The organism is Citrobacter sp. TBCS-15 (genome assembly GCF_005280815.1).
GTDB classification, from domain to species: Bacteria; Pseudomonadota; Gammaproteobacteria; order Enterobacterales; family Enterobacteriaceae; genus Citrobacter; species Citrobacter werkmanii.
The window spans coordinates 322968-340550 of record NZ_SZWK01000101.1 but is presented as its reverse complement, the minus strand read 5'-3'; the positions used below and the strand labels follow the sequence as shown (position 1 = coordinate 340550).

Sequence of the window (17583 nt, the reverse complement as noted above, 5' to 3'; positions counted from 1 at the left end):
TACATCAAGCAGTGTTTCCACCCACTTTGAATTAACATATCCAGGCCATCTCTTGTGCATCATTGTTACATTATCTTTCAGCATTGTCTTAATTTCAGGCAACCAGCTTTATCGCACCCTTATAAAAAACGTTATTTTTCAATTAAATAAATGATAAACGCAATGAATGCCAGTGTAAGCGATTACACTAATGTGATGTAATTCGCATTTTTTTACCCCGTACTCACCTACCCTTAACATCAACAAAACTAGCTACCCAACCGGAGGGCATCATGCCTGACAATAAAAAAACGGGGCGTTCCAACAAAGCCATGACATTTTTTGTCTGCTTTCTTGCAGCCCTGGCTGGATTACTTTTTGGCCTGGATATCGGTGTTATTGCCGGTGCTTTACCGTTCATCACCGACGAGTTTCAAATTACCCCGCACACTCAGGAATGGGTGGTGAGCTCAATGATGTTTGGCGCGGCTGTAGGCGCTGTTGGCAGCGGCTGGCTCTCCTTCAAACTGGGGCGTAAAAAGAGCCTGATGATTGGCGCAATCCTGTTTGTTGCCGGTTCATTGTTCTCCGCCGCCGCGCCAAACGTTGAAGTGCTGCTGGTTTCCCGCGTGCTGCTGGGCCTGGCCGTTGGTGTTGCGTCTTATACTGCGCCGCTGTACCTGTCCGAAATAGCACCGGAAAAAATTCGCGGCAGCATGATCTCGATGTATCAGTTGATGATCACCATCGGGATCCTCGGCGCTTACCTCTCCGATACCGCATTCAGTTATAGCGGCGCATGGCGCTGGATGCTGGGCGTAATCATTATCCCTGCTCTGTTACTGCTGGTTGGCGTTATCTTCCTGCCGGACAGCCCACGTTGGTTTGCAGCTAAACGTCGTTTTGTCGATGCCGAGCGCGTTCTGTTGCGTCTGCGTGATACCAGCGCCGAGGCCAAACGCGAGCTGGATGAAATTCGTGAGAGTCTGCAGGTTAAACAAAGTGGCTGGGCGCTGTTTAAAGAAAACAGCAACTTCCGTCGCGCAGTGTTCCTTGGCGTGCTGTTACAGGTGATGCAGCAGTTCACCGGGATGAACGTCATTATGTATTACGCGCCAAAAATCTTTGAACTGGCGGGTTATACCAACACCACCGAGCAGATGTGGGGAACGGTTATCGTTGGCCTGACCAACGTACTGGCAACCTTTATCGCCATTGGCCTGGTTGACCGCTGGGGCCGTAAACCTACGCTGATTCTTGGCTTTATCGTCATGGCGGTGGGTATGGGCGTGCTGGGCACTATGATGCATGTGGGTATCCACTCCGCTGCCGCCCAGTACTTTGCCGTGCTGATGCTGCTGATGTTTATCGTTGGCTTCGCGATGAGCGCCGGTCCGCTGATTTGGGTACTGTGTTCTGAAATTCAGCCGCTGAAAGGCCGCGATTTCGGCATCACCTGCTCTACCGCAACCAACTGGATTGCTAACATGATCGTTGGCGCAACCTTCCTGACGATGCTGAACTCGCTGGGCAGCGCTAACACCTTCTGGGTCTACGGCGGTCTGAACGTACTGTTCATCTTCCTGACTCTGTGGCTAATCCCGGAAACGAAAAACGTCTCTCTGGAACACATTGAACGTAACCTGATGAAAGGTCGTAAACTGCGCGAAATTGGCGCACACGACTAATCACTCAAGGCTTCCTCCCCGGGCGGGAGGGAGCCTTCCTCTTGCAGTCCCTTCCCTGTCGCACTATCCTCTGGCGTTATGAAAACCTCCCGACTTCCCATCGCCATCCAGCAAGCCGTTATGCGCAGCCTGCGGGAAAAACTCGCCCAGGCCAATCTCAAGCTCGAACGTCATTACCCGGAGCCAAAGCTTGTTTACCAACAGCGCGGAACCGCCGCGGGCACGGCGTGGCTACAAACTTACGAAATCCGCCTCAACCCGGTGTTGCTGATGGAAAACGTCGATGCGTTTGTTAACGAAGTGGTCCCCCATGAACTAGCACATTTGCTGGTGTGGAAGCACTTTGGCCGCGTCCCGCCGCACGGAAAAGAGTGGAAATGGATGATGGAGAGTGTGCTGGGCGTCCCGGCCCGACGCACGCATCAGTTTGAACTGCAATCCGTGCAGCGTAAAACCTTTGCTTACCGCTGTAAGTGCCAGGAACATCACTTGACCGTTCGCCGCCATAACCGTGTTGTTCGCGGTGAAGCCACCTACCGCTGCGTCCATTGCGGCGAACCACTGATTGCAGAATAATATTCAGAATTATCAGGAACCTTTCTGATCTAGCTGATTGCATACAAGAACAACTTTCGCTACGTTGCGGGCTCGTTTTGACACGGAGTTCGTGATGTACCGTAATCTTTCTTTTGCCGCGGCCATGTTAGCCGCTGCGTTTTCTGGCCCGGTGTTAGCCGAAGGTATCAACAGTTTTTCTCAGGCGAAAGCAGCAGGCGTCAAAGTTAACGCCGATGCGCCGGGAGATTTCTACTGTGGTTGCAAAATTAACTGGCAAGGTAAAAAAGGGGTCGTTGACCTTGAATCCTGCGGCTATAAAGTGCGAAAAAACGAAAACCGCGCCAGTCGTATCGAATGGGAACACGTTGTTCCCGCCTGGCAGTTTGGTCATCAGCGCCAGTGCTGGCAGGACGGAGGGCGTAAAAACTGCGCCAAAGATCCGGTCTATCGCCAGATGGAAAGCGATATGCATAACCTGCAACCTGCGGTGGGTGAGGTAAATGGCGATCGCGCTAACTTCATGTACAGCCAGTGGAACGGTGGCGAGGGTCAGTATGGGCAATGCGCCATGAAGGTCGACTTCAAAGAGAAAGTTGCCGAGCCGCCAGCCCGCGCCCGCGGTGCCATTGCTCGTACCTATTTTTACATGCGTGACCAGTACGACCTGACGCTCTCCCGCCAACAAACCCAGCTTTTTAATGCCTGGAACAAGCAATATCCGGTCACCGACTGGGAGTGTGAGCGTGACGAACGCATTGCGAAGGTACAGGGGAACCATAACCCCTATGTGCAACGCGCTTGCCAGGCGCAAAAGAGCTAACCTACACTAGCGGCAATATTTTTAACCATGCCCTGGCCTTTCGCAGTCCAGGGCCATGACGCGGATGTTTAACTATGCGCATTCCTCGCATTTATCACCCTGAGCCACTCGTTTCCGGCAGCCAAATTTCACTGTGTGAAGATGCCGCCAACCATATCGGCCGTGTGCTGCGTATGGGACCTGGCCAGGCGCTACAGCTGTTTGACGGTAGCAACCAGGTGTTTGACGCCGAAATCACTCACGCAAGCAAGAAAAGCGTGGACGTGAAAGTGCTTAACGCCGAACTCGACGATCGTGAATCGCCGTTGCACATCCACCTGGGCCAGGTGATGTCGCGCGGCGAAAAAATGGAATTTACTATCCAGAAATCGATCGAACTGGGTGTAAGCCTCATTACGCCACTTTTTTCTGAGCGCTGCGGCGTTAAACTGGATAGTGAACGCCTGAACAAAAAGCTCCAGCAGTGGCAGAAAATCGCCATTGCCGCCTGCGAACAGTGCGGTCGTAACCGGGTGCCTGAAATTCGCCCGGCAATGGATCTGGAAGCATGGTGCGCGGAACAGGACGAAGGGTTGAAACTGAACCTGCATCCTCGCGCCAGCGCCAGCATCAATACGCTGCCGCTGCCGGTAGAGCGCATCCGCTTGCTGATTGGCCCGGAGGGTGGACTGTCGGCAGATGAAATTGCCATGACCGCACGTTATCAGTTTACTGATATTCTGTTAGGACCTCGCGTTCTGCGTACTGAGACAACTGCGCTCACCGCCATTACCGCGCTACAGGTGCGTTTTGGCGATCTGGGCTAACGGAGAAGAACAATGATCAAGCTCGGCATCGTGATGGATCCCATCGCAAGCATCAACATCAAGAAGGATTCCAGCTTCGCTATGCTGCTGGAAGCACAACGTCGTGGTTACGAAATTCACTATATGGAGATGGCCGATCTTTATCTGATCAACGGTGAAGCCCGCGCCCGTACGCGGACCCTGAGCGTAGAGCAGAACTACGACAAATGGTATGAGTTCAAGGGTGAGCAGGATCTCCCGTTGGCCGATCTGGATGTGATTCTGATGCGTAAGGATCCGCCATTTGATACTGAGTTCATTTACGCGACCTATATTCTGGAACGTGCAGAAGAAAAAGGGACGTTAATCGTCAACAAACCGCAGAGCCTGCGCGATTGCAACGAAAAACTGTTCACCGCATGGTTTGCCGACCTGACGCCAGAAACGCTGGTCACACGTAACAAAGCGCAGCTGAAAGCCTTCTGGCAAAAACATAGCGACATCATTCTCAAGCCGCTGGACGGCATGGGCGGCGCATCTATTTTCCGCGTGAAAGAAGGTGACCCGAACCTCGGAGTCATTGCCGAAACGCTGACCGAACATGGTACCCGCTACTGCATGGCGCAGAACTATTTGCCAGCGATTAAAGACGGCGACAAACGCGTACTGGTTGTGGATGGCGAACCCGTTCCGTACTGCCTGGCGCGTATTCCGCAGGGTGGTGAAACCCGTGGCAACCTGGCCGCCGGTGGCCGTGGCGAGCCGCGTCCATTAACCGACAGCGACTGGGAAATTGCCCGCCGCATTGGGCCAACGCTGAAAGCGAAGGGATTAATTTTTGTCGGTCTGGATATCATTGGCGATCGCCTGACGGAAATTAACGTCACCAGTCCAACCTGTATTCGTGAGATTGAAGCAGAATTCCCGGTTTCGATTACCGGTATGTTGATGGATGCCATTGAGGCACGTTTGCAAAAATAAAAGAACTCGCCGGTAGAAGGGATCCTACCAATACTCATAGTGACAGCGCTCGTATTTGTACGCATACTGGGCGCTGTTGCTTTTTTGAACCAGGAAACAGAACCTCTGACAATGAATTTACAGCATCACTTTCTTATTGCCATGCCTGCTCTCCAGGATCCGATTTTCCGCCGTTCCGTGGTGTATATCTGTGAACACAATGAGAACGGAGCAATGGGGATTATCATCAATAAGCCTCTGGAAAACTTACAAATTGAAGGGATTCTGGAAAAGCTGAAAATTACCCCTGAAGCGCGCGATCCGGCTATTCGTCTGGATAAACCGGTGATGCTCGGCGGACCGCTGGCGGAAGACCGTGGATTTATTCTGCATACCCCGCCGTCACGCTTTGCATCCAGTATCCGCATTTCAGATAACACCATCATCACCACCTCCCGCGATGTATTAGAAACCTTAGGTACGCAGGAGCAACCCTCTGAGGTGCTGGTTGCGTTAGGCTATTCATCATGGGAAAAAGGCCAGCTGGAACAAGAACTGCTGGATAACGCCTGGCTTACGGCCCCCGCCGATCTCAACATCTTGTTTAAAACGCCGATTGCCGACCGCTGGCGTGATGCGGCAAAACTTATCGGGATAGATATTCTTACCATGCCTGGCGTGGCGGGACATGCCTGATGAGCGGAACATTACTCTCTTTCGACTTTGGTACAAAAAGCATTGGCGTCGCAATTGGTCAGCGCATTACCGGTACCGCGAGACCCTTGCCCGCGATCAAAGCACAGGACGGTACGCCGGACTGGAATCTGATTGAACGTCTGCTGAAAGAATGGCAGCCGGACGAAATCATTGTCGGCTTACCGCTCAATATGGATGGCACCGAACAACCCCTTACCGCACGCGCACGCAAGTTTGCTAACCGTATTCATGGTCGTTTTGGCGTTACCGTGACGTTGCATGATGAGCGTTTGAGTACCGTCGAAGCCCGCTCCGGCCTGTTTGAGCAAGGCGGGTACCGGGCACTGAATAAAGGTAAAGTGGACTCCGCTTCTGCCGTTATTATTCTCGAAAGCTATTTCGAGCAGGGCTACTAAAGCCGTCCCTGCGCCTGGCGCTGCTGCTGGCTCTGCGTAAACGTCTGCATGCCTGTCTGTTGCCCGGTTTGCATTATGCCGGGTAGCTGATGCGTTTTCCCTTCACGGATCAGGTTACCGACAGCCGGCGTGTTGACGAGCAGTTCGAATAGCGCCACGCGTCCTCCCTGCTTATCTTGTTCCAGCTTTTGCGCAAGCACTGCCCGCAGGCTGTCTGCCAGCTGATTACGCACCGGATCTTTCTCCTGTGCGGGAAAGGTATCCACCAGCCGTGCAATGGCCTGCGCCGCCCCTCGCGTGTGTAACGTTGCCAGCACCAGATGCCCGGTTTCCGCAGCCGTTAACGCCAGACGAATGGTTTCCACATCGCGCAGCTCTCCCAGCAGAATGACGTCAGGATCTTCGCGCAGCGCGCCGCGCAAACCGGCGGCGAAAGAAGCGCAGTGTACGCCCACCTCCCGTTGTTGAATGAGACAACGCTGGCTGGTGTAACGATATTCAATGGGATCTTCCAGCGTCAAAATATGTCCCGCAACGTGCTGGTTAAGATATGACACCATCGCCGCCAGGGTCGTTGATTTACCGCTGCCGGTGGCGCCTGTCACCAGAATTAATCCATTTTCGCTATGCAGCAGCTCAGCTAAGGCGGCGGGAGTCTGGAGATCATCTAAACATGGGCAATCAAGCGGCAACAGCCTTAGCGCCAGAGAGATTCCCTGCTGATGAACAAATGCGCTCGCGCGCAGACGCCGTGAGTTCGTCAGCGTAATGGCAAAATCCAGCTGCCCCTGTTTCTGCCACTGTACCTGTTGTTGCTCGCTGAGCCAGCACATCAGCAACGTCTCTACGTCAGGCGTGGTAAACGGCGCGATTTCGACATTTCCATGTATGCGCCAACGCGCAGGCCATGCATTGCACAGGTGTAGATCCGACACGTTATGCTTTACACTAAGGGCCACTATTTCTTCCATATTCATATGAACATCCTCGGAAAATGAACGATATCGCGCATAACCTGGCACATGTCCGGGACAAAATCTCAGCCGCCGCGACGCGTTGCGGGCGGTCTTCAGAAGAAGTTACATTGCTTGCAGTCAGTAAAACCAAACCTGCGAGCGCCATCGAAGAAGCCATTACCGCAGGGCAGCGTGCCTTCGGTGAAAATTATGTGCAGGAAGGGGTGGATAAAATCCGCTATTTCCAGGAACAAGGCGTCAACGATCTGCAGTGGCACTTTATCGGCCCGCTGCAGTCCAACAAAAGCCGTCTGGTCGCTGAACATTTTGACTGGTGTCATACCATTGATCGTCTGCGCATCGCCACCCGTCTGAGCGAGCAGCGCCCGGCAGAACTGCCGCCGCTGAATGTGCTGATCCAAATAAATATCAGCGATGAGAACAGTAAGTCAGGAATTCTGCTTTCAGAGCTTGATGCACTGGCCGCTGAAGTCGTCGCATTGCCGCGTATTAACCTGCGTGGTCTGATGGCAATTCCGGCGCCTGAGTCAGATTATGTAAGGCAGTTTGAAGTTGCACAGCAAATGGCTGTAGCATTTACCGGGTTGAAAACACGCTACCCAGGCATCGACACCCTCTCACTGGGGATGTCTGATGATATGGATGCCGCAATTGCGGCGGGTAGCACGATGGTGCGCATCGGCACCGCCATTTTTGGTGCTCGTGATTACACTAAAAAATAAGGAAAACTAAGGAACACCATGAATACGTTGACCTTCCTGCTCTCAACGGTAATTGAGCTGTATACCATGGCGCTGCTGCTACGCGTGTGGATGCAATGGTATCGCTGCGATTTTTACAACCCGTTCTCGCAGTTTATAGTGAAAATCACTCAGCCTGTTATTGGGCCGTTACGCCGTGTGATCCCCCCGATGGGGCCGATTGACAGCGCCTCGGCATTAGTTGCGCTCGTTCTCAGCTTTATCAAGGCAATCGTGCTGTTTAAGGTGGTCACGTTCCAGCCGATTATCTGGATTGCCGCCGTACTGATTGTCCTCAAGACCATCGGGCTGCTGATTTTCTGGGTACTGCTGGTGATGGCAATTATGAGCTGGGTCAGCCAGGGCCGTAGCCCTGTGGAATATGTACTGATCCAACTGGCAGACCCGCTGCTGCGTCCTATCCGTCGTATACTCCCGGGCATGGGCGGCATCGATTTCTCGCCGATGATTCTGGTTCTGCTGCTCTATGTGATTAACATGGGTATCGCGGAAGTGTTACAGGCGACAGGCAATATGCTGCTGCCGGGGCTGTGGATGGCGCTATGAGTGCCGTTACACCCTGCGACGACGGTCTGGTTTTACGGCTCTACATTCAGCCTAAAGCCAGCCGTGACAGTATTGTGGGTTTACATGGCGACGAAGTTAAAGTCGCCATTACCGCCCCGCCGGTGGATGGGCAAGCGAATAGCCATCTGGTGAAGTTTCTCGGCAAACAGTTCCGTGTGGCAAAGAGCCAGGTCATCATTGAGAAGGGCGAGCTTGGCCGTCACAAACAGGTTAAAATCATTCATCCGCAACAGATCCCGCCCGAAATTGCGGCGCTAACTGATTAGGTATCCCATGCAAAAAGTTGTCCTCGCGACCGGCAATGCCGGTAAAGTGCGTGAACTCGCCTCTCTTCTGAGTGATTTCGGTCTTGATGTCGTTGCCCAAACGGATCTGGGTGTTGATTCTGCAGAAGAGACCGGGCTGACGTTTATTGAGAATGCCATTCTGAAGGCGCGTCATGCAGCGCAAATTACCGGACTGCCGGCCATTGCTGATGACTCTGGTCTGGCGGTGAACGCCCTTGGCGGCGCGCCAGGCATCTATTCGGCCCGCTATTCCGGCGAAGATGCGACCGACAGGCAGAACCTGGAAAAACTGCTTCATACCCTGCAGGATGTTCCTGATGACAAGCGCCAGGCACAGTTCCACTGCGTGCTGGTCTATATGCGCCACGCAGACGATCCAACGCCGGTAGTTTGCCACGGAAGCTGGCCGGGTATTATTACCCGTGAACCTGCCGGAAACGGTGGCTTTGGCTACGACCCGATATTCTTTGTGCCGACTGAAGGGAAAACGGCGGCTGAACTGACCCGTGAAGAGAAAAGTGCGATTTCTCACCGCGGACAGGCGCTGAAGTTGCTGCTGGATGCCCTGCGTAATGGTTAAGCTTCCGCCGCTAAGTCTTTATATTCACATCCCGTGGTGCGTGCAAAAATGCCCGTACTGCGACTTCAACTCGCATGCGCTGAAGGGCGACGTTCCTCATGACGACTATGTGCAGCATCTGCTGAGCGATCTGGATACTGAGGTGGCCCACGCCCAGGGACGTGAAGTAAAGACCATTTTTATCGGTGGTGGTACGCCGAGCCTGCTTTCTGGCCCGGCAATGCAAACGCTGCTCGACGGCGTGCGCGCACGTCTGAAGCTGGCCGCGGATGCAGAAATCACGATGGAGGCGAATCCTGGTACGGTGGAAGCCGATCGCTTCGTTGATTATCAACGCGCAGGCGTAAACCGAATCTCCATTGGCGTACAGAGCTTTAGCGCCGCCAAACTTAAGCGTCTGGGACGTATTCACGGGCCGGAAGAAGCCAAACGTGCAGCACACCTGGCGAGCGGTCTGGGGCTACGTAGCTTTAATCTCGATCTGATGCACGGCCTGCCGGATCAGTCGCTGGAAGAAGCATTGAATGATTTGCAGCAGGCCATCGCGCTCAACCCGCCGCATCTTTCCTGGTATCAGTTGACCATCGAACCCAACACGCTATTTAGTTCGCGTCCGCCGGTTCTACCGGACGATGACGCACTGTGGGATATTTTTGAGCAAGGCCACCAGTTGCTGACTGCAGCGGGGTATCAGCAGTACGAAACCTCAGCCTATGCGAAGCCGGGCTATCAGTGTCAGCACAATCTCAATTACTGGCGTTTTGGCGACTATCTTGGCATTGGCTGTGGCGCGCACGGCAAAATCACTTTCCCGGACGGACGCATTTTGCGCACCACCAAAACGCGGCATCCACGCGGATACATGCAAGGACGTTACCTGGAAAGCCAGCGTGATGTTGCCGAAGCCGACAAGCCGTTCGAGTTCTTTATGAATCGTTTCCGGTTACTGGAGGCCGCGCCGCGTGCAGAATTCACGCAATACACCGGGCTTGCCGAAGACATTATTCGTGGACAGATTAATGCAGCTATCGCCCAGGGTTACCTGAGTGAATGCGATGAATACTGGCAGATTACCCAACACGGTAAGCTGTTTTTGAATTCGCTGCTGGAGCTGTTTCTGGCGGAGTAATACGGTAACGATGTAGGCCGGATAAGGCCTTGAGCCGCCATCCGGCAAATTGCCTGATGGCGCTGCGCTTATCAGGCCTACAGGGTTAGGGCGATAAGCGCAGCCACCTGCATCGATTAATACTGATTAAACATTTCCTGGATCTGCTTAGGATCCTTGGTTTGCGTCAGCGCAAGCTGCAGCAGAACACGCGCTTTTTGCGGGTTCAGAGAACCTGAAGCCACAAAGCCGTATTTCGCATCATCAACTTCAGCATCCTGCGTGGTGGAGCCGGTTGGTACACGGGAGGAACGCACCACGACGGTACCTTTATGCGCGGCAGTGGCCAGCGTATCGAATACCGTTTTATACAAGTTGCCGTTACCTACACCCGCACTGACGATACCCGCATAACCCGCGTCGACCAGCGCTTTGGCTGGCAGATCCGAGGCGTTAGCGTAGTTGTAAACAATCCCCACTTTCGGCAGTTCGGTCAGCTTAGACACATCGAACGGAGTAGACGTGGTGTGCTTACGCGCAGGCGTACGCTGGTAGTCAATCTTGCCGTTATGGATGTAGCCCAGCGGGCCATAGTTAACGGATTTGAAGGTGGCTACATCGGTAGTGTTGGTTTTGGTCACGTCGCGACCATCCATCACGGTGTCGTTCATCACCACCAGCACGCCACGGTTGGCAGAGGCTTTGTCTGCAGCCGTCACCACTGCGTTATACAGGTTGAACGGGCCATCGGCGCTCATCCCTGTAGACGGACGCATTGCGCCAACCAGCACTACCGGCTTGTTGCACTTGACGGTCAGGTCGAGGAAATAGGCGGTTTCTTCCATGGTATCCGTACCATGCGTCACCACGAAACCGTCGGTTTTATCACACTCGGTGTTAATCTTTTTCGCCAACGTTAACCAGACGTCGTCATTCATATCCTGAGAGCCGATGTTCACCACCTGCTCGCCTTTAACAACCGCGATGTCTTTCAACTGAGGTACGGCTTCAACCAGATTCTCTACGCCTACCTTGCCTGCCGTGTAGTTAGATTTTGTCGCGGAATCACCACCGCCGGCAATGGTTCCGCCGGTTGCTAAAATAGTGATGTTTGGCAGTGCAAGCGCCGCGCCGCTGAAACCCATAACCAGTGCGGCAAGTGCCGTTTTCTTGAAAAACTCCATGTTATTTCTCCAGTTACTTGAATTTGCAGCATTATGTCTATCTTACAGATGAATAATGTGACGAGTTCCAATTAACCAGATTTATATCTCCATCAAATTGCCATTCTTAGAGATGGATATCAAAAAAACAGAAAGATACAAAATAAAACGGCACAGAATGTTTCTGTGCCGTTAAAAAGAGGTGAAAATTATTTCAGCGTGCTAACCAGCGTTTTACGATCGTTTTCCAGCGTCACGACGCGGGCACAAACATCTTTGCCAAACTGCTGGAAGTCTTGTTCCTGATTCTTCCATTCGTTCTGAATTGAGGTTTGCAAACCACCGAGGCTCCCGAGCACGCCCTGCAGCGGGTTACCACCGCCTTTGAGCACAGCTTTGGCGCCCATCTCGTTGATGCTGTCCTGCAAAATGCCGCCCATCGCCTGATTCACTAATTGCTGCCCGTCGGCGCGGACCTGGTCAATCGCCTTATAGTGGAAGGTCAGCCCATCAGTACGATGTTCGATGATGCGGTTCATCTGCGCTTTCAATTGCGCATCCAGCTTGGTTAAGCGGCCACGCATGTTGCTGCTTTCACCGACCTCTTTGGCGATGATTTTGTCCAGCGCCACGCGACCTTTCTCTACGCGCGCTCTGGCACCTTCGTCAATCCACGGCAGGCTGCTACGCAACGCCGCCTGATAATCTTTAGCCTGCTCACGCTGTGCGGCGTTGAGGTTGTACAGCTTACCGTTAAAGGTGACATCACCGGCCTGGGTAATGACCAGATCGCCGTTTTCGCCTTTTACCTGCACCGTTTGTGGGCTCAAAATCACATCGTCACGTGGGGTGACGCTGCACTTGTAATCGGCATGTGCGGCCATCGCCGTGAACGTGAGGACTGCCGCCAGCAGCGTTTTGCGCATCATATCTTTCCCTCAATACAAATCGGGCCGGCATTTGCCGACCCTGTGCTACTTAGTCCCACCAAATATCGAAAAGTTCGCTGGTGCGCACTTCTTCAAGTTTATGCTCTTCCAGCCACTTACGGACGATTGCCTGATGTTCTTCGGTGCATTTGCCGATTTCCTGCAGACAGATCAGACCTTCCCAGGCCAGATAGCCGCTGCCGTCAAAGGCCAGTTTGTTCGGTTCGATAACCTCATCGATAAAGTCATCAACGATTTTATCGACCTGCTCTCCAGATGTACCTTCCGGGAAACGCCATGCAACCGAAAATCCTATTTCCTGGAATTCGTCGATGTGCATTTTTTTACGCAAACGACGGCTACGGTTCTTTGCCATTATTTCACCCTCTCGAACATTAAGTCCCATACGCCGTGGCCAAGACGATGACCACGTTGTTCAAATTTGGTTACCGGGCGCGATTGTGGGCGCGGTACATAATCGTTACTCTCTGACTGGTTTTTATACCCGTCGATAGAGGACATCACTTCCAGCATGTGCTCCGCATACGCTTCCCAGTCAGTTGCCATATGGAACACGCCGCCCAGCTTCAACTTACTTAAGATATGCTCAGCAAACGGTACCTGAACGATACGGCGTTTATTATGACGTGCTTTATGCCACGGGTCAGGGAAAAACAGCTGAACCATAGATAAAGAATTGTCAGGAATCATTTTATGCAGGACTTCAACGGCATCATGGCACATGACACGCAAGTTCTCGACGCCCTCTTCATGGGCTGAAGCCAGACACGCGCCAACGCCCGGCGAGTGAACCTCGATGCCGAGGAAATTCTGTTCCGGACGCGCTTTCGCCATCGCCACCAGCGAAGCCCCCATCCCAAAACCAATTTCAAGCGTGACTGGCGCATCGCGACCAAACAGCGCAGCGAAATCTACAGGCTCTTCGCTGAACTCAACGCCCATCACCGGCCAGTAGTTTTCCAGCGCGTGTTCCTGCCCTTTCGTCAGTCGCCCCTGGCGACGAACAAAACTACGAATCCGGCGCAGAGGGCGGCCGTTTTCATCAAATTCCGGTGAAATGACGTCGTTCTTCATAAAAGTTTAGTCTGCTGTGTTTGAGTTCTGAAAACGGGCATTATCCAAAGTTAGTTGCCGGATGCAAGTAAAGGAAGAAAGTGAGCAGCGGAAAGTTCCGGTTTACACCCCGTTGCCGCTGTGCTGCAATCTTGCCCCCGGCAATAATGAAACGGTAATCATGCAAGCCTCTCAATTTTCAGCTCAGGTTTTGAGCTGGTACGACAAATACGGGCGCAAGACGCTGCCCTGGCAAATTGACAAGACGCCTTACAAAGTATGGCTCTCTGAGGTGATGCTGCAACAAACTCAGGTTGCCACCGTTATCCCCTATTTTGAGCGCTTTATGACGCGCTTCCCGACGGTAACGGATTTGGCCCATGCGCCGCTGGATGAAGTCCTGCATTTATGGACCGGGCTGGGCTATTACGCCCGTGCGCGTAATTTGCATAAAGCCGCGCAGCAGGTTGTGTCGCTGCATGGCGGTACTTTTCCGCAAACCTTTGATGAGGTAGCCGCCCTGCCAGGCGTTGGACGCTCAACCGCAGGCGCGATCCTTTCACTCTCTCTGGGTCAGCATTTTCCGATTCTCGACGGTAACGTCAAACGCGTGCTGGCTCGCTGTTATGCTGTAAGCGGCTGGCCGGGGAAAAAAGAGATCGAAAAAAGACTGTGGGAGCTGAGCGAGCAGGTTACGCCTGCCCACGGCGTTGAGCGGTTTAACCAGGCGATGATGGATTTAGGCGCTATGGTTTGTACACGTTCAAAGCCTAAATGTTCGCTATGTCCGCTAGAGAATGGCTGTGTAGCGGCCGCCAATGCAAGCTGGGCGCTGTATCCTGGTAAAAAACCCAAACAGACGTTACCGGAACGTACGGCCTATTTTTTACTGCTACAGCATGATGACGAAGTGCTGCTCGCGCAGCGACCGCCCAGCGGCTTATGGGGTGGTTTATACTGTTTTCCGCAGTTTGACGACGAAGATGGACTGCGCAACTGGCTGGCGCAACGACAAATTAACGCAGATAATCTGACCCAACTTAATGCGTTTCGCCATACCTTTAGCCATTTCCACTTAGATATTGTGCCTATGTGGCTTCCCGTGTCTTCATTCAGTTCATGCATGGATGAAGGCAATGCGCTCTGGTATAACTTAGCGCAACCGCCATCTGTTGGACTGGCGGCTCCCGTGGAGCGTTTGTTACAGCAATTACATGCCGGTACACAGGTTTAACGTAGCGGTCGATAGAGAGGATTTTTTATGAGCAGAACGATTTTTTGCACTTTCCTGCAACGCGAAGCAGAAGGCCAGGATTTTCAGCTGTACCCGGGCGATCTGGGAAAACGCATTTATAACGAGATTTCTAAAGAAGCATGGGCGCAATGGCAGCATAAACAGACCATGCTGATTAACGAGAAAAAACTCAATATGATGAACGTCGAACACCGTAAGTTACTGGAACAGGAGATGATTAACTTCCTGTTTGAAGGTAAGGATGTGCATATTGAAGGCTATACGCCAGAGTCATAAAATCCGTTGCCGGATAGCGCTGCGCTGATCCGGCCGACGATTTAATCTGGTCCTTGCAAATAACAAACACAACACGCACTCCCGGAATGATGAAAAAATTTCTCGCGCTTGCCGTTATTGCGCCGTTGCTCATCTCCTGTTCCAGCTCGACCAAAAAAGGCGATTCCTATAACGAAGCCTGGGTCAAGGATACCAACGGTTTTGACATTCTGATGGGGCAATTTGCCCATAACATTGAGAATCTGTGGGGGTTTAAGGAAGTGCTGATTGCGGGTCCGAAGGACTACGTAAAGTATACCGATCAGTACCAAACCCGCAGCCACATCAACTTTGATGACGGTACGATAACCGTCGAGACCATTGCCGGGACAGATCCTGCCGGGCATCTGCGTCGGGCAATTATCAAGACGTTGCTGATGGGCGATGATCCGGGTTCTATCGATCTCTATTCTGATGTCGACGACATTAAGATTTCCAAAGAGCCGTTCCTGTACGGACAGGTGGTCGATAATACCGGCCAGCCAATTCGTTGGGAGGGACGTGCAACCAACTTTGCCAACTACCTGCTGCAAACGCGACTTAAAAGCCGCAGCAATGGTCTGCGTATCATTTATAGCGTAACGATCAATCTGGTACCAAACCACCTTGATAAGCGCGCACATAAATACATCGGCATGGTGCGTCAGGCATCGCGTAAGTATGGCGTCGACGAGTCGCTGATTCTGGCCATCATGCAAACCGAATCCTCGTTTAACCCGTATGCGGTCAGCCATGCCGATGCGCTGGGACTGATGCAGGTGGTACAGCACAGTGCCGGTAAAGATGTGTTCCGCTCGCAAGGGCGCTCAGGCACACCTAGCCGCAGTTTCCTGTTTGACCCGGCCAGCAACATTGATACCGGCACGGCTTATCTGGCCATGCTCAACAATGTCTATTTGGGCGGCATTGATAATCCAACCTCGCGTCGCTATGCGGTGATCACCGCGTATAACGGCGGTGCTGGCAGCGTGCTGCGCGTGTTCTCGAATGATAAAATTCAGGCCGCGAATATCATTAACAGCATGTCCCCGGGAGACGTTTATCAAACTCTGACCACCCGACACCCATCAGCTGAATCACGCCGATACCTTTACAAGGTCAATTCCGCACAAAAATCATATCGACGTCGCTAATGTATCCCTCTTCTGCCCCCTAAAACGGGGGCCAGAAGAGCCAAAAGTGTTAACCACATCACTCTTTTGCCTTGCAATTAGAAATTGTTTGCAAATATTTGTCACAGGTAACAAAAAAAGAGTGCTGCTCATTGATAGAATCACATCATATAGCCACGGCAAATGTGCCTTTTAAAACATTCATCCGCATTACGGTGTGAGGAAATTAACATGAATCTTAAGCTGCAGCTGAAAGTTCTCTCGTTTCTGCAGTTCTGCTTATGGGGTAGTTGGCTGACTACTCTCGGCTCCTATATGTTTGTCACCCTTAAATTCGATGGTGCATCCATTGGCGCGGTGTATAGCTCGCTGGGGATCGCCGCCGTGTTTATGCCGACGCTGTTAGGGATCGTGGCCGACAAATGGATCAGTGCGAAGTGGGTTTACGCCCTTTGCCATCTGGTCGGCGCAGGGACGCTGTTCGCCGCAGCCGAAGTCACCACGCCAGGCGCCATGTTCTTTGTGATCTTGCTTAACTCTCTGGCCTATATGCCAACGCTGGGGTTAATCAACACCATCTCCTACTATCGCCTGCAATCAGCCGGAATGGATATCGTAACTGACTTCCCGCCAATCCGTATCTGGGGCACCATCGGCTTTATTCTGGCGATGTGGGCAGTAAGCTTCTCCGGCTTTGAACTGAGCCATATGCAGTTGTATATCGGTGCGACATTGTCCCTGATATTGGTACTGTTCACCCTGACGCTGCCGCATATTCCGGTCGCCAATCAGCAGAAAAACCAGAGCTGGTCGTCTATGCTGGGTCTGGATGCCTTTGCGCTGTTTAAAAACAAGCGTATGGCGATTTTCTTCATCTTCTCTATGATGCTGGGCGCGGAGCTGCAAATTACCAATATGTTCGGTAATACCTTCCTGCACAGCTTCGATAACAACCCGCTGTTCTCTGGTAGCTTTATCGTTGAACACGCATCGGTGATGATGTCGATTTCACAGATTTCCGAGACGCTGTTTATCCTGACCATCCCGTTCTTCTTAAGCCGTTACGGTATTAAGAACGTGATGCTGATCAGTATCGTCGCGTGGATGCTGCGCTTCGGCCTGTTTGCCTACGGCGATCCTACGCCGTTCGGTACCGTACTGCTGGTTCTGTCGATGATTGTTTACGGCTGCGCCTTCGACTTCTTCAACATCTCTGGCTCCGTGTTCGTGGAGAAAGAGGTTCGCCCTGAAATTCGTGCCAGCGCACAGGGTATGTTCCTGATGATGACCAACGGCTTCGGTTGTATTCTGGGCGGTCTGGTGAGCGGCAAAGTGGTTGAACACTATACGCTGAACGGTATTACCGACTGGCAGACCGTGTGGCTGATCTTCGCAGGTTACTCGCTGGTTCTGGCTTTTGCCTTCGTTGCGCTGTTTAAATACAAACACGTACGCACTCCGGCAGGCACGCAGACCATCGCACACTAATCTTTATTGATGAAAGAAGGTCACCATCAGGTGACCTTCTTTTTGACCAGTTCGTAAGCCGGATA

21 protein-coding genes are annotated in these 17583 nt (G+C 52.5%); 16 read left to right on the top strand and 5 right to left on the bottom strand.

What is annotated here, in order from left to right; genetic code table 11:
* The first annotated feature begins 272 nt into the window (after positions 1–272).
* The 7 genes from galP to ruvX all read left to right on the top strand — a co-directional run bounded on the left by galP (position 273) and on the right by ruvX (position 5902).
* A complete protein-coding gene (gene galP, locus FDW96_RS04755; RefSeq protein WP_003027074.1) occupies positions 273–1667 on the top strand; it encodes a galactose/proton symporter in 1395 nt (464 codons plus the stop codon).
* Between the two features lie 78 nt (positions 1668–1745).
* Positions 1746–2243, top strand: coding sequence for a SprT family zinc-dependent metalloprotease (locus FDW96_RS04750; protein WP_042310936.1), 498 nt, complete (start codon positions 1746–1748; stop codon positions 2241–2243).
* A 94-nt stretch (positions 2244–2337) separates the two neighbouring features.
* On the top strand, positions 2338–3045 hold the full coding sequence (gene endA / locus FDW96_RS04745; protein ID WP_042310937.1) for a deoxyribonuclease I: 708 nt from the start codon (positions 2338–2340) through the stop codon (positions 3043–3045).
* A 74-nt stretch (positions 3046–3119) separates the two neighbouring features.
* Positions 3120–3851, top strand: coding sequence for a 16S rRNA (uracil(1498)-N(3))-methyltransferase (gene rsmE, locus FDW96_RS04740; RefSeq protein WP_042310938.1), 732 nt, complete (start codon positions 3120–3122; stop codon positions 3849–3851).
* A gap of 12 nt (positions 3852–3863) precedes the next feature.
* On the top strand, positions 3864–4811 hold the full coding sequence (gene gshB, locus FDW96_RS04735) for a glutathione synthase (protein ID WP_038633598.1): 948 nt from the start codon (positions 3864–3866) through the stop codon (positions 4809–4811).
* Positions 4812–4922: 111 nt separating this feature from the next.
* Positions 4923–5486 carry a YqgE/AlgH family protein gene (locus tag FDW96_RS04730; RefSeq protein WP_032940453.1) on the top strand — a complete coding sequence of 188 codons (564 nt, stop codon included), beginning with the start codon at positions 4923–4925 and terminating at the stop codon, positions 5484–5486.
* Positions 5486–5902, top strand: coding sequence for a Holliday junction resolvase RuvX (gene ruvX / locus FDW96_RS04725; RefSeq protein WP_038633601.1), 417 nt, complete (start codon positions 5486–5488; stop codon positions 5900–5902). The genes FDW96_RS04730 and ruvX overlap by 1 nt, the downstream gene beginning before the upstream one ends.
* Here ruvX and FDW96_RS04720 read toward each other — a convergent pair.
* On the bottom strand, positions 5899–6879 hold the full coding sequence (locus FDW96_RS04720; protein ID WP_079226003.1) for a type IV pilus twitching motility protein PilT: 981 nt from the start codon (positions 6877–6879) through the stop codon (positions 5899–5901). The genes ruvX and FDW96_RS04720 overlap by 4 nt on opposite strands.
* Before the next feature lie 17 nt (positions 6880–6896).
* On the opposite strand from FDW96_RS04720, the gene FDW96_RS04715 reads away from it, so the two are divergent.
* Genes FDW96_RS04715 through hemW form a run of 5 tightly spaced genes read left to right on the top strand, consistent with a single transcriptional unit; the run spans position 6897 to position 10203 of the window.
* Positions 6897–7601, top strand: a complete 705-nt coding sequence (locus FDW96_RS04715) for a YggS family pyridoxal phosphate-dependent enzyme (RefSeq protein ID WP_137365277.1) — start codon at positions 6897–6899, stop codon at positions 7599–7601.
* 18 nt (positions 7602–7619) lie between these two features.
* Positions 7620–8186 (top strand): YggT family protein, encoded by a 567-nt coding sequence (locus tag FDW96_RS04710; protein ID WP_137365276.1) that lies wholly within the window; start codon positions 7620–7622, stop codon positions 8184–8186.
* Positions 8183–8473 carry a DUF167 family protein YggU gene (gene yggU, locus FDW96_RS04705; protein WP_042310947.1) on the top strand — a complete coding sequence of 97 codons (291 nt, stop codon included), beginning with the start codon at positions 8183–8185 and terminating at the stop codon, positions 8471–8473. Before FDW96_RS04710 ends, yggU begins: the two co-directional genes overlap by 4 nt.
* Before the next feature lie 7 nt (positions 8474–8480).
* On the top strand, positions 8481–9074 hold the full coding sequence (locus FDW96_RS04700) for an XTP/dITP diphosphatase (RefSeq protein WP_038633614.1): 594 nt from the start codon (positions 8481–8483) through the stop codon (positions 9072–9074).
* Entirely contained in the window at positions 9067–10203 is a 1137-nt protein-coding gene (hemW, locus tag FDW96_RS04695; RefSeq protein ID WP_137365275.1) for a radical SAM family heme chaperone HemW, read from the top strand. The genes FDW96_RS04700 and hemW overlap by 8 nt, the downstream gene beginning before the upstream one ends.
* 116 nt (positions 10204–10319) lie before the next feature.
* Here the strand turns inward: hemW and ansB are convergent, their stop codons facing one another.
* The 4 genes from ansB to trmB all read right to left on the bottom strand — a co-directional run bounded on the left by ansB (position 10320) and on the right by trmB (position 13369).
* Positions 10320–11366, bottom strand: a complete 1047-nt coding sequence (gene ansB / locus FDW96_RS04690) for an L-asparaginase 2 (RefSeq protein WP_038633619.1) — start codon at positions 11364–11366, stop codon at positions 10320–10322.
* A gap of 188 nt (positions 11367–11554) precedes the next feature.
* Positions 11555–12274, bottom strand: coding sequence for a DUF2884 domain-containing protein (locus FDW96_RS04685; protein ID WP_137365274.1), 720 nt, complete (start codon positions 12272–12274; stop codon positions 11555–11557).
* Between the two features lie 49 nt (positions 12275–12323).
* Entirely contained in the window at positions 12324–12650 is a 327-nt protein-coding gene (locus FDW96_RS04680) for a YggL family protein (protein ID WP_038633626.1), read from the bottom strand.
* Entirely contained in the window at positions 12650–13369 is a 720-nt protein-coding gene (gene trmB, locus FDW96_RS04675) for a tRNA (guanosine(46)-N7)-methyltransferase TrmB (RefSeq protein WP_038633629.1), read from the bottom strand. Before trmB ends, FDW96_RS04680 begins: the two co-directional genes overlap by 1 nt.
* A gap of 160 nt (positions 13370–13529) precedes the next feature.
* Here trmB and mutY point away from each other — a divergent pair, with 160 nt between their 5' ends.
* From mutY to FDW96_RS04655, 4 genes are all read left to right on the top strand, one after another.
* Positions 13530–14582 carry an A/G-specific adenine glycosylase gene (gene mutY, locus FDW96_RS04670; RefSeq protein WP_061382553.1) on the top strand — a complete coding sequence of 351 codons (1053 nt, stop codon included), beginning with the start codon at positions 13530–13532 and terminating at the stop codon, positions 14580–14582.
* 27 nt (positions 14583–14609) lie between these two features.
* Positions 14610–14879 carry an oxidative damage protection protein gene (locus tag FDW96_RS04665; RefSeq protein ID WP_003027126.1) on the top strand — a complete coding sequence of 90 codons (270 nt, stop codon included), beginning with the start codon at positions 14610–14612 and terminating at the stop codon, positions 14877–14879.
* An 86-nt stretch (positions 14880–14965) separates the two neighbouring features.
* Positions 14966–16051, top strand: coding sequence for a membrane-bound lytic murein transglycosylase MltC (mltC, locus tag FDW96_RS04660; protein ID WP_094301040.1), 1086 nt, complete (start codon positions 14966–14968; stop codon positions 16049–16051).
* A 210-nt stretch (positions 16052–16261) separates the two neighbouring features.
* Entirely contained in the window at positions 16262–17518 is a 1257-nt protein-coding gene (locus FDW96_RS04655) for a nucleoside permease (RefSeq protein WP_042310954.1), read from the top strand.
* The last annotated feature ends 65 nt before the right edge of the window (positions 17519–17583 follow it).

What these genes read in the sequence shown, in the direction of transcription:
- galP (WP_003027074.1), top strand. Translation starts at nt 273, where the DNA reads ATGCCTGACAATAAAAAAACGGGGCGTTCCAACAAAGCCATGACATTT.
- FDW96_RS04750 (WP_042310936.1), top strand. Translation starts at nt 1,746, where the DNA reads ATGAAAACCTCCCGACTTCCCATCGCCATCCAGCAAGCCGTTATGCGC.
- endA (WP_042310937.1), top strand. Translation starts at nt 2,338, where the DNA reads ATGTACCGTAATCTTTCTTTTGCCGCGGCCATGTTAGCCGCTGCGTTT.
- rsmE (WP_042310938.1), top strand. Translation starts at nt 3,120, where the DNA reads ATGCGCATTCCTCGCATTTATCACCCTGAGCCACTCGTTTCCGGCAGC.
- gshB (WP_038633598.1), top strand. Translation starts at nt 3,864, where the DNA reads ATGATCAAGCTCGGCATCGTGATGGATCCCATCGCAAGCATCAACATC.
- FDW96_RS04730 (WP_032940453.1), top strand. Translation starts at nt 4,923, where the DNA reads ATGAATTTACAGCATCACTTTCTTATTGCCATGCCTGCTCTCCAGGAT.
- ruvX (WP_038633601.1), top strand. Translation starts at nt 5,486, where the DNA reads ATGAGCGGAACATTACTCTCTTTCGACTTTGGTACAAAAAGCATTGGC.
- FDW96_RS04720 (WP_079226003.1), bottom strand. Translation starts at nt 6,879, where the DNA reads ATGAATATGGAAGAAATAGTGGCCCTTAGTGTAAAGCATAACGTGTCG.
- FDW96_RS04715 (WP_137365277.1), top strand. Translation starts at nt 6,897, where the DNA reads ATGAACGATATCGCGCATAACCTGGCACATGTCCGGGACAAAATCTCA.
- FDW96_RS04710 (WP_137365276.1), top strand. Translation starts at nt 7,620, where the DNA reads ATGAATACGTTGACCTTCCTGCTCTCAACGGTAATTGAGCTGTATACC.
- yggU (WP_042310947.1), top strand. Translation starts at nt 8,183, where the DNA reads ATGAGTGCCGTTACACCCTGCGACGACGGTCTGGTTTTACGGCTCTAC.
- FDW96_RS04700 (WP_038633614.1), top strand. Translation starts at nt 8,481, where the DNA reads ATGCAAAAAGTTGTCCTCGCGACCGGCAATGCCGGTAAAGTGCGTGAA.
- hemW (WP_137365275.1), top strand. Translation starts at nt 9,067, where the DNA reads ATGGTTAAGCTTCCGCCGCTAAGTCTTTATATTCACATCCCGTGGTGC.
- ansB (WP_038633619.1), bottom strand. Translation starts at nt 11,366, where the DNA reads ATGGAGTTTTTCAAGAAAACGGCACTTGCCGCACTGGTTATGGGTTTC.
- FDW96_RS04685 (WP_137365274.1), bottom strand. Translation starts at nt 12,274, where the DNA reads ATGATGCGCAAAACGCTGCTGGCGGCAGTCCTCACGTTCACGGCGATG.
- FDW96_RS04680 (WP_038633626.1), bottom strand. Translation starts at nt 12,650, where the DNA reads ATGGCAAAGAACCGTAGCCGTCGTTTGCGTAAAAAAATGCACATCGAC.
- trmB (WP_038633629.1), bottom strand. Translation starts at nt 13,369, where the DNA reads ATGAAGAACGACGTCATTTCACCGGAATTTGATGAAAACGGCCGCCCT.
- mutY (WP_061382553.1), top strand. Translation starts at nt 13,530, where the DNA reads ATGCAAGCCTCTCAATTTTCAGCTCAGGTTTTGAGCTGGTACGACAAA.
- FDW96_RS04665 (WP_003027126.1), top strand. Translation starts at nt 14,610, where the DNA reads ATGAGCAGAACGATTTTTTGCACTTTCCTGCAACGCGAAGCAGAAGGC.
- mltC (WP_094301040.1), top strand. Translation starts at nt 14,966, where the DNA reads ATGATGAAAAAATTTCTCGCGCTTGCCGTTATTGCGCCGTTGCTCATC.
- FDW96_RS04655 (WP_042310954.1), top strand. Translation starts at nt 16,262, where the DNA reads ATGAATCTTAAGCTGCAGCTGAAAGTTCTCTCGTTTCTGCAGTTCTGC.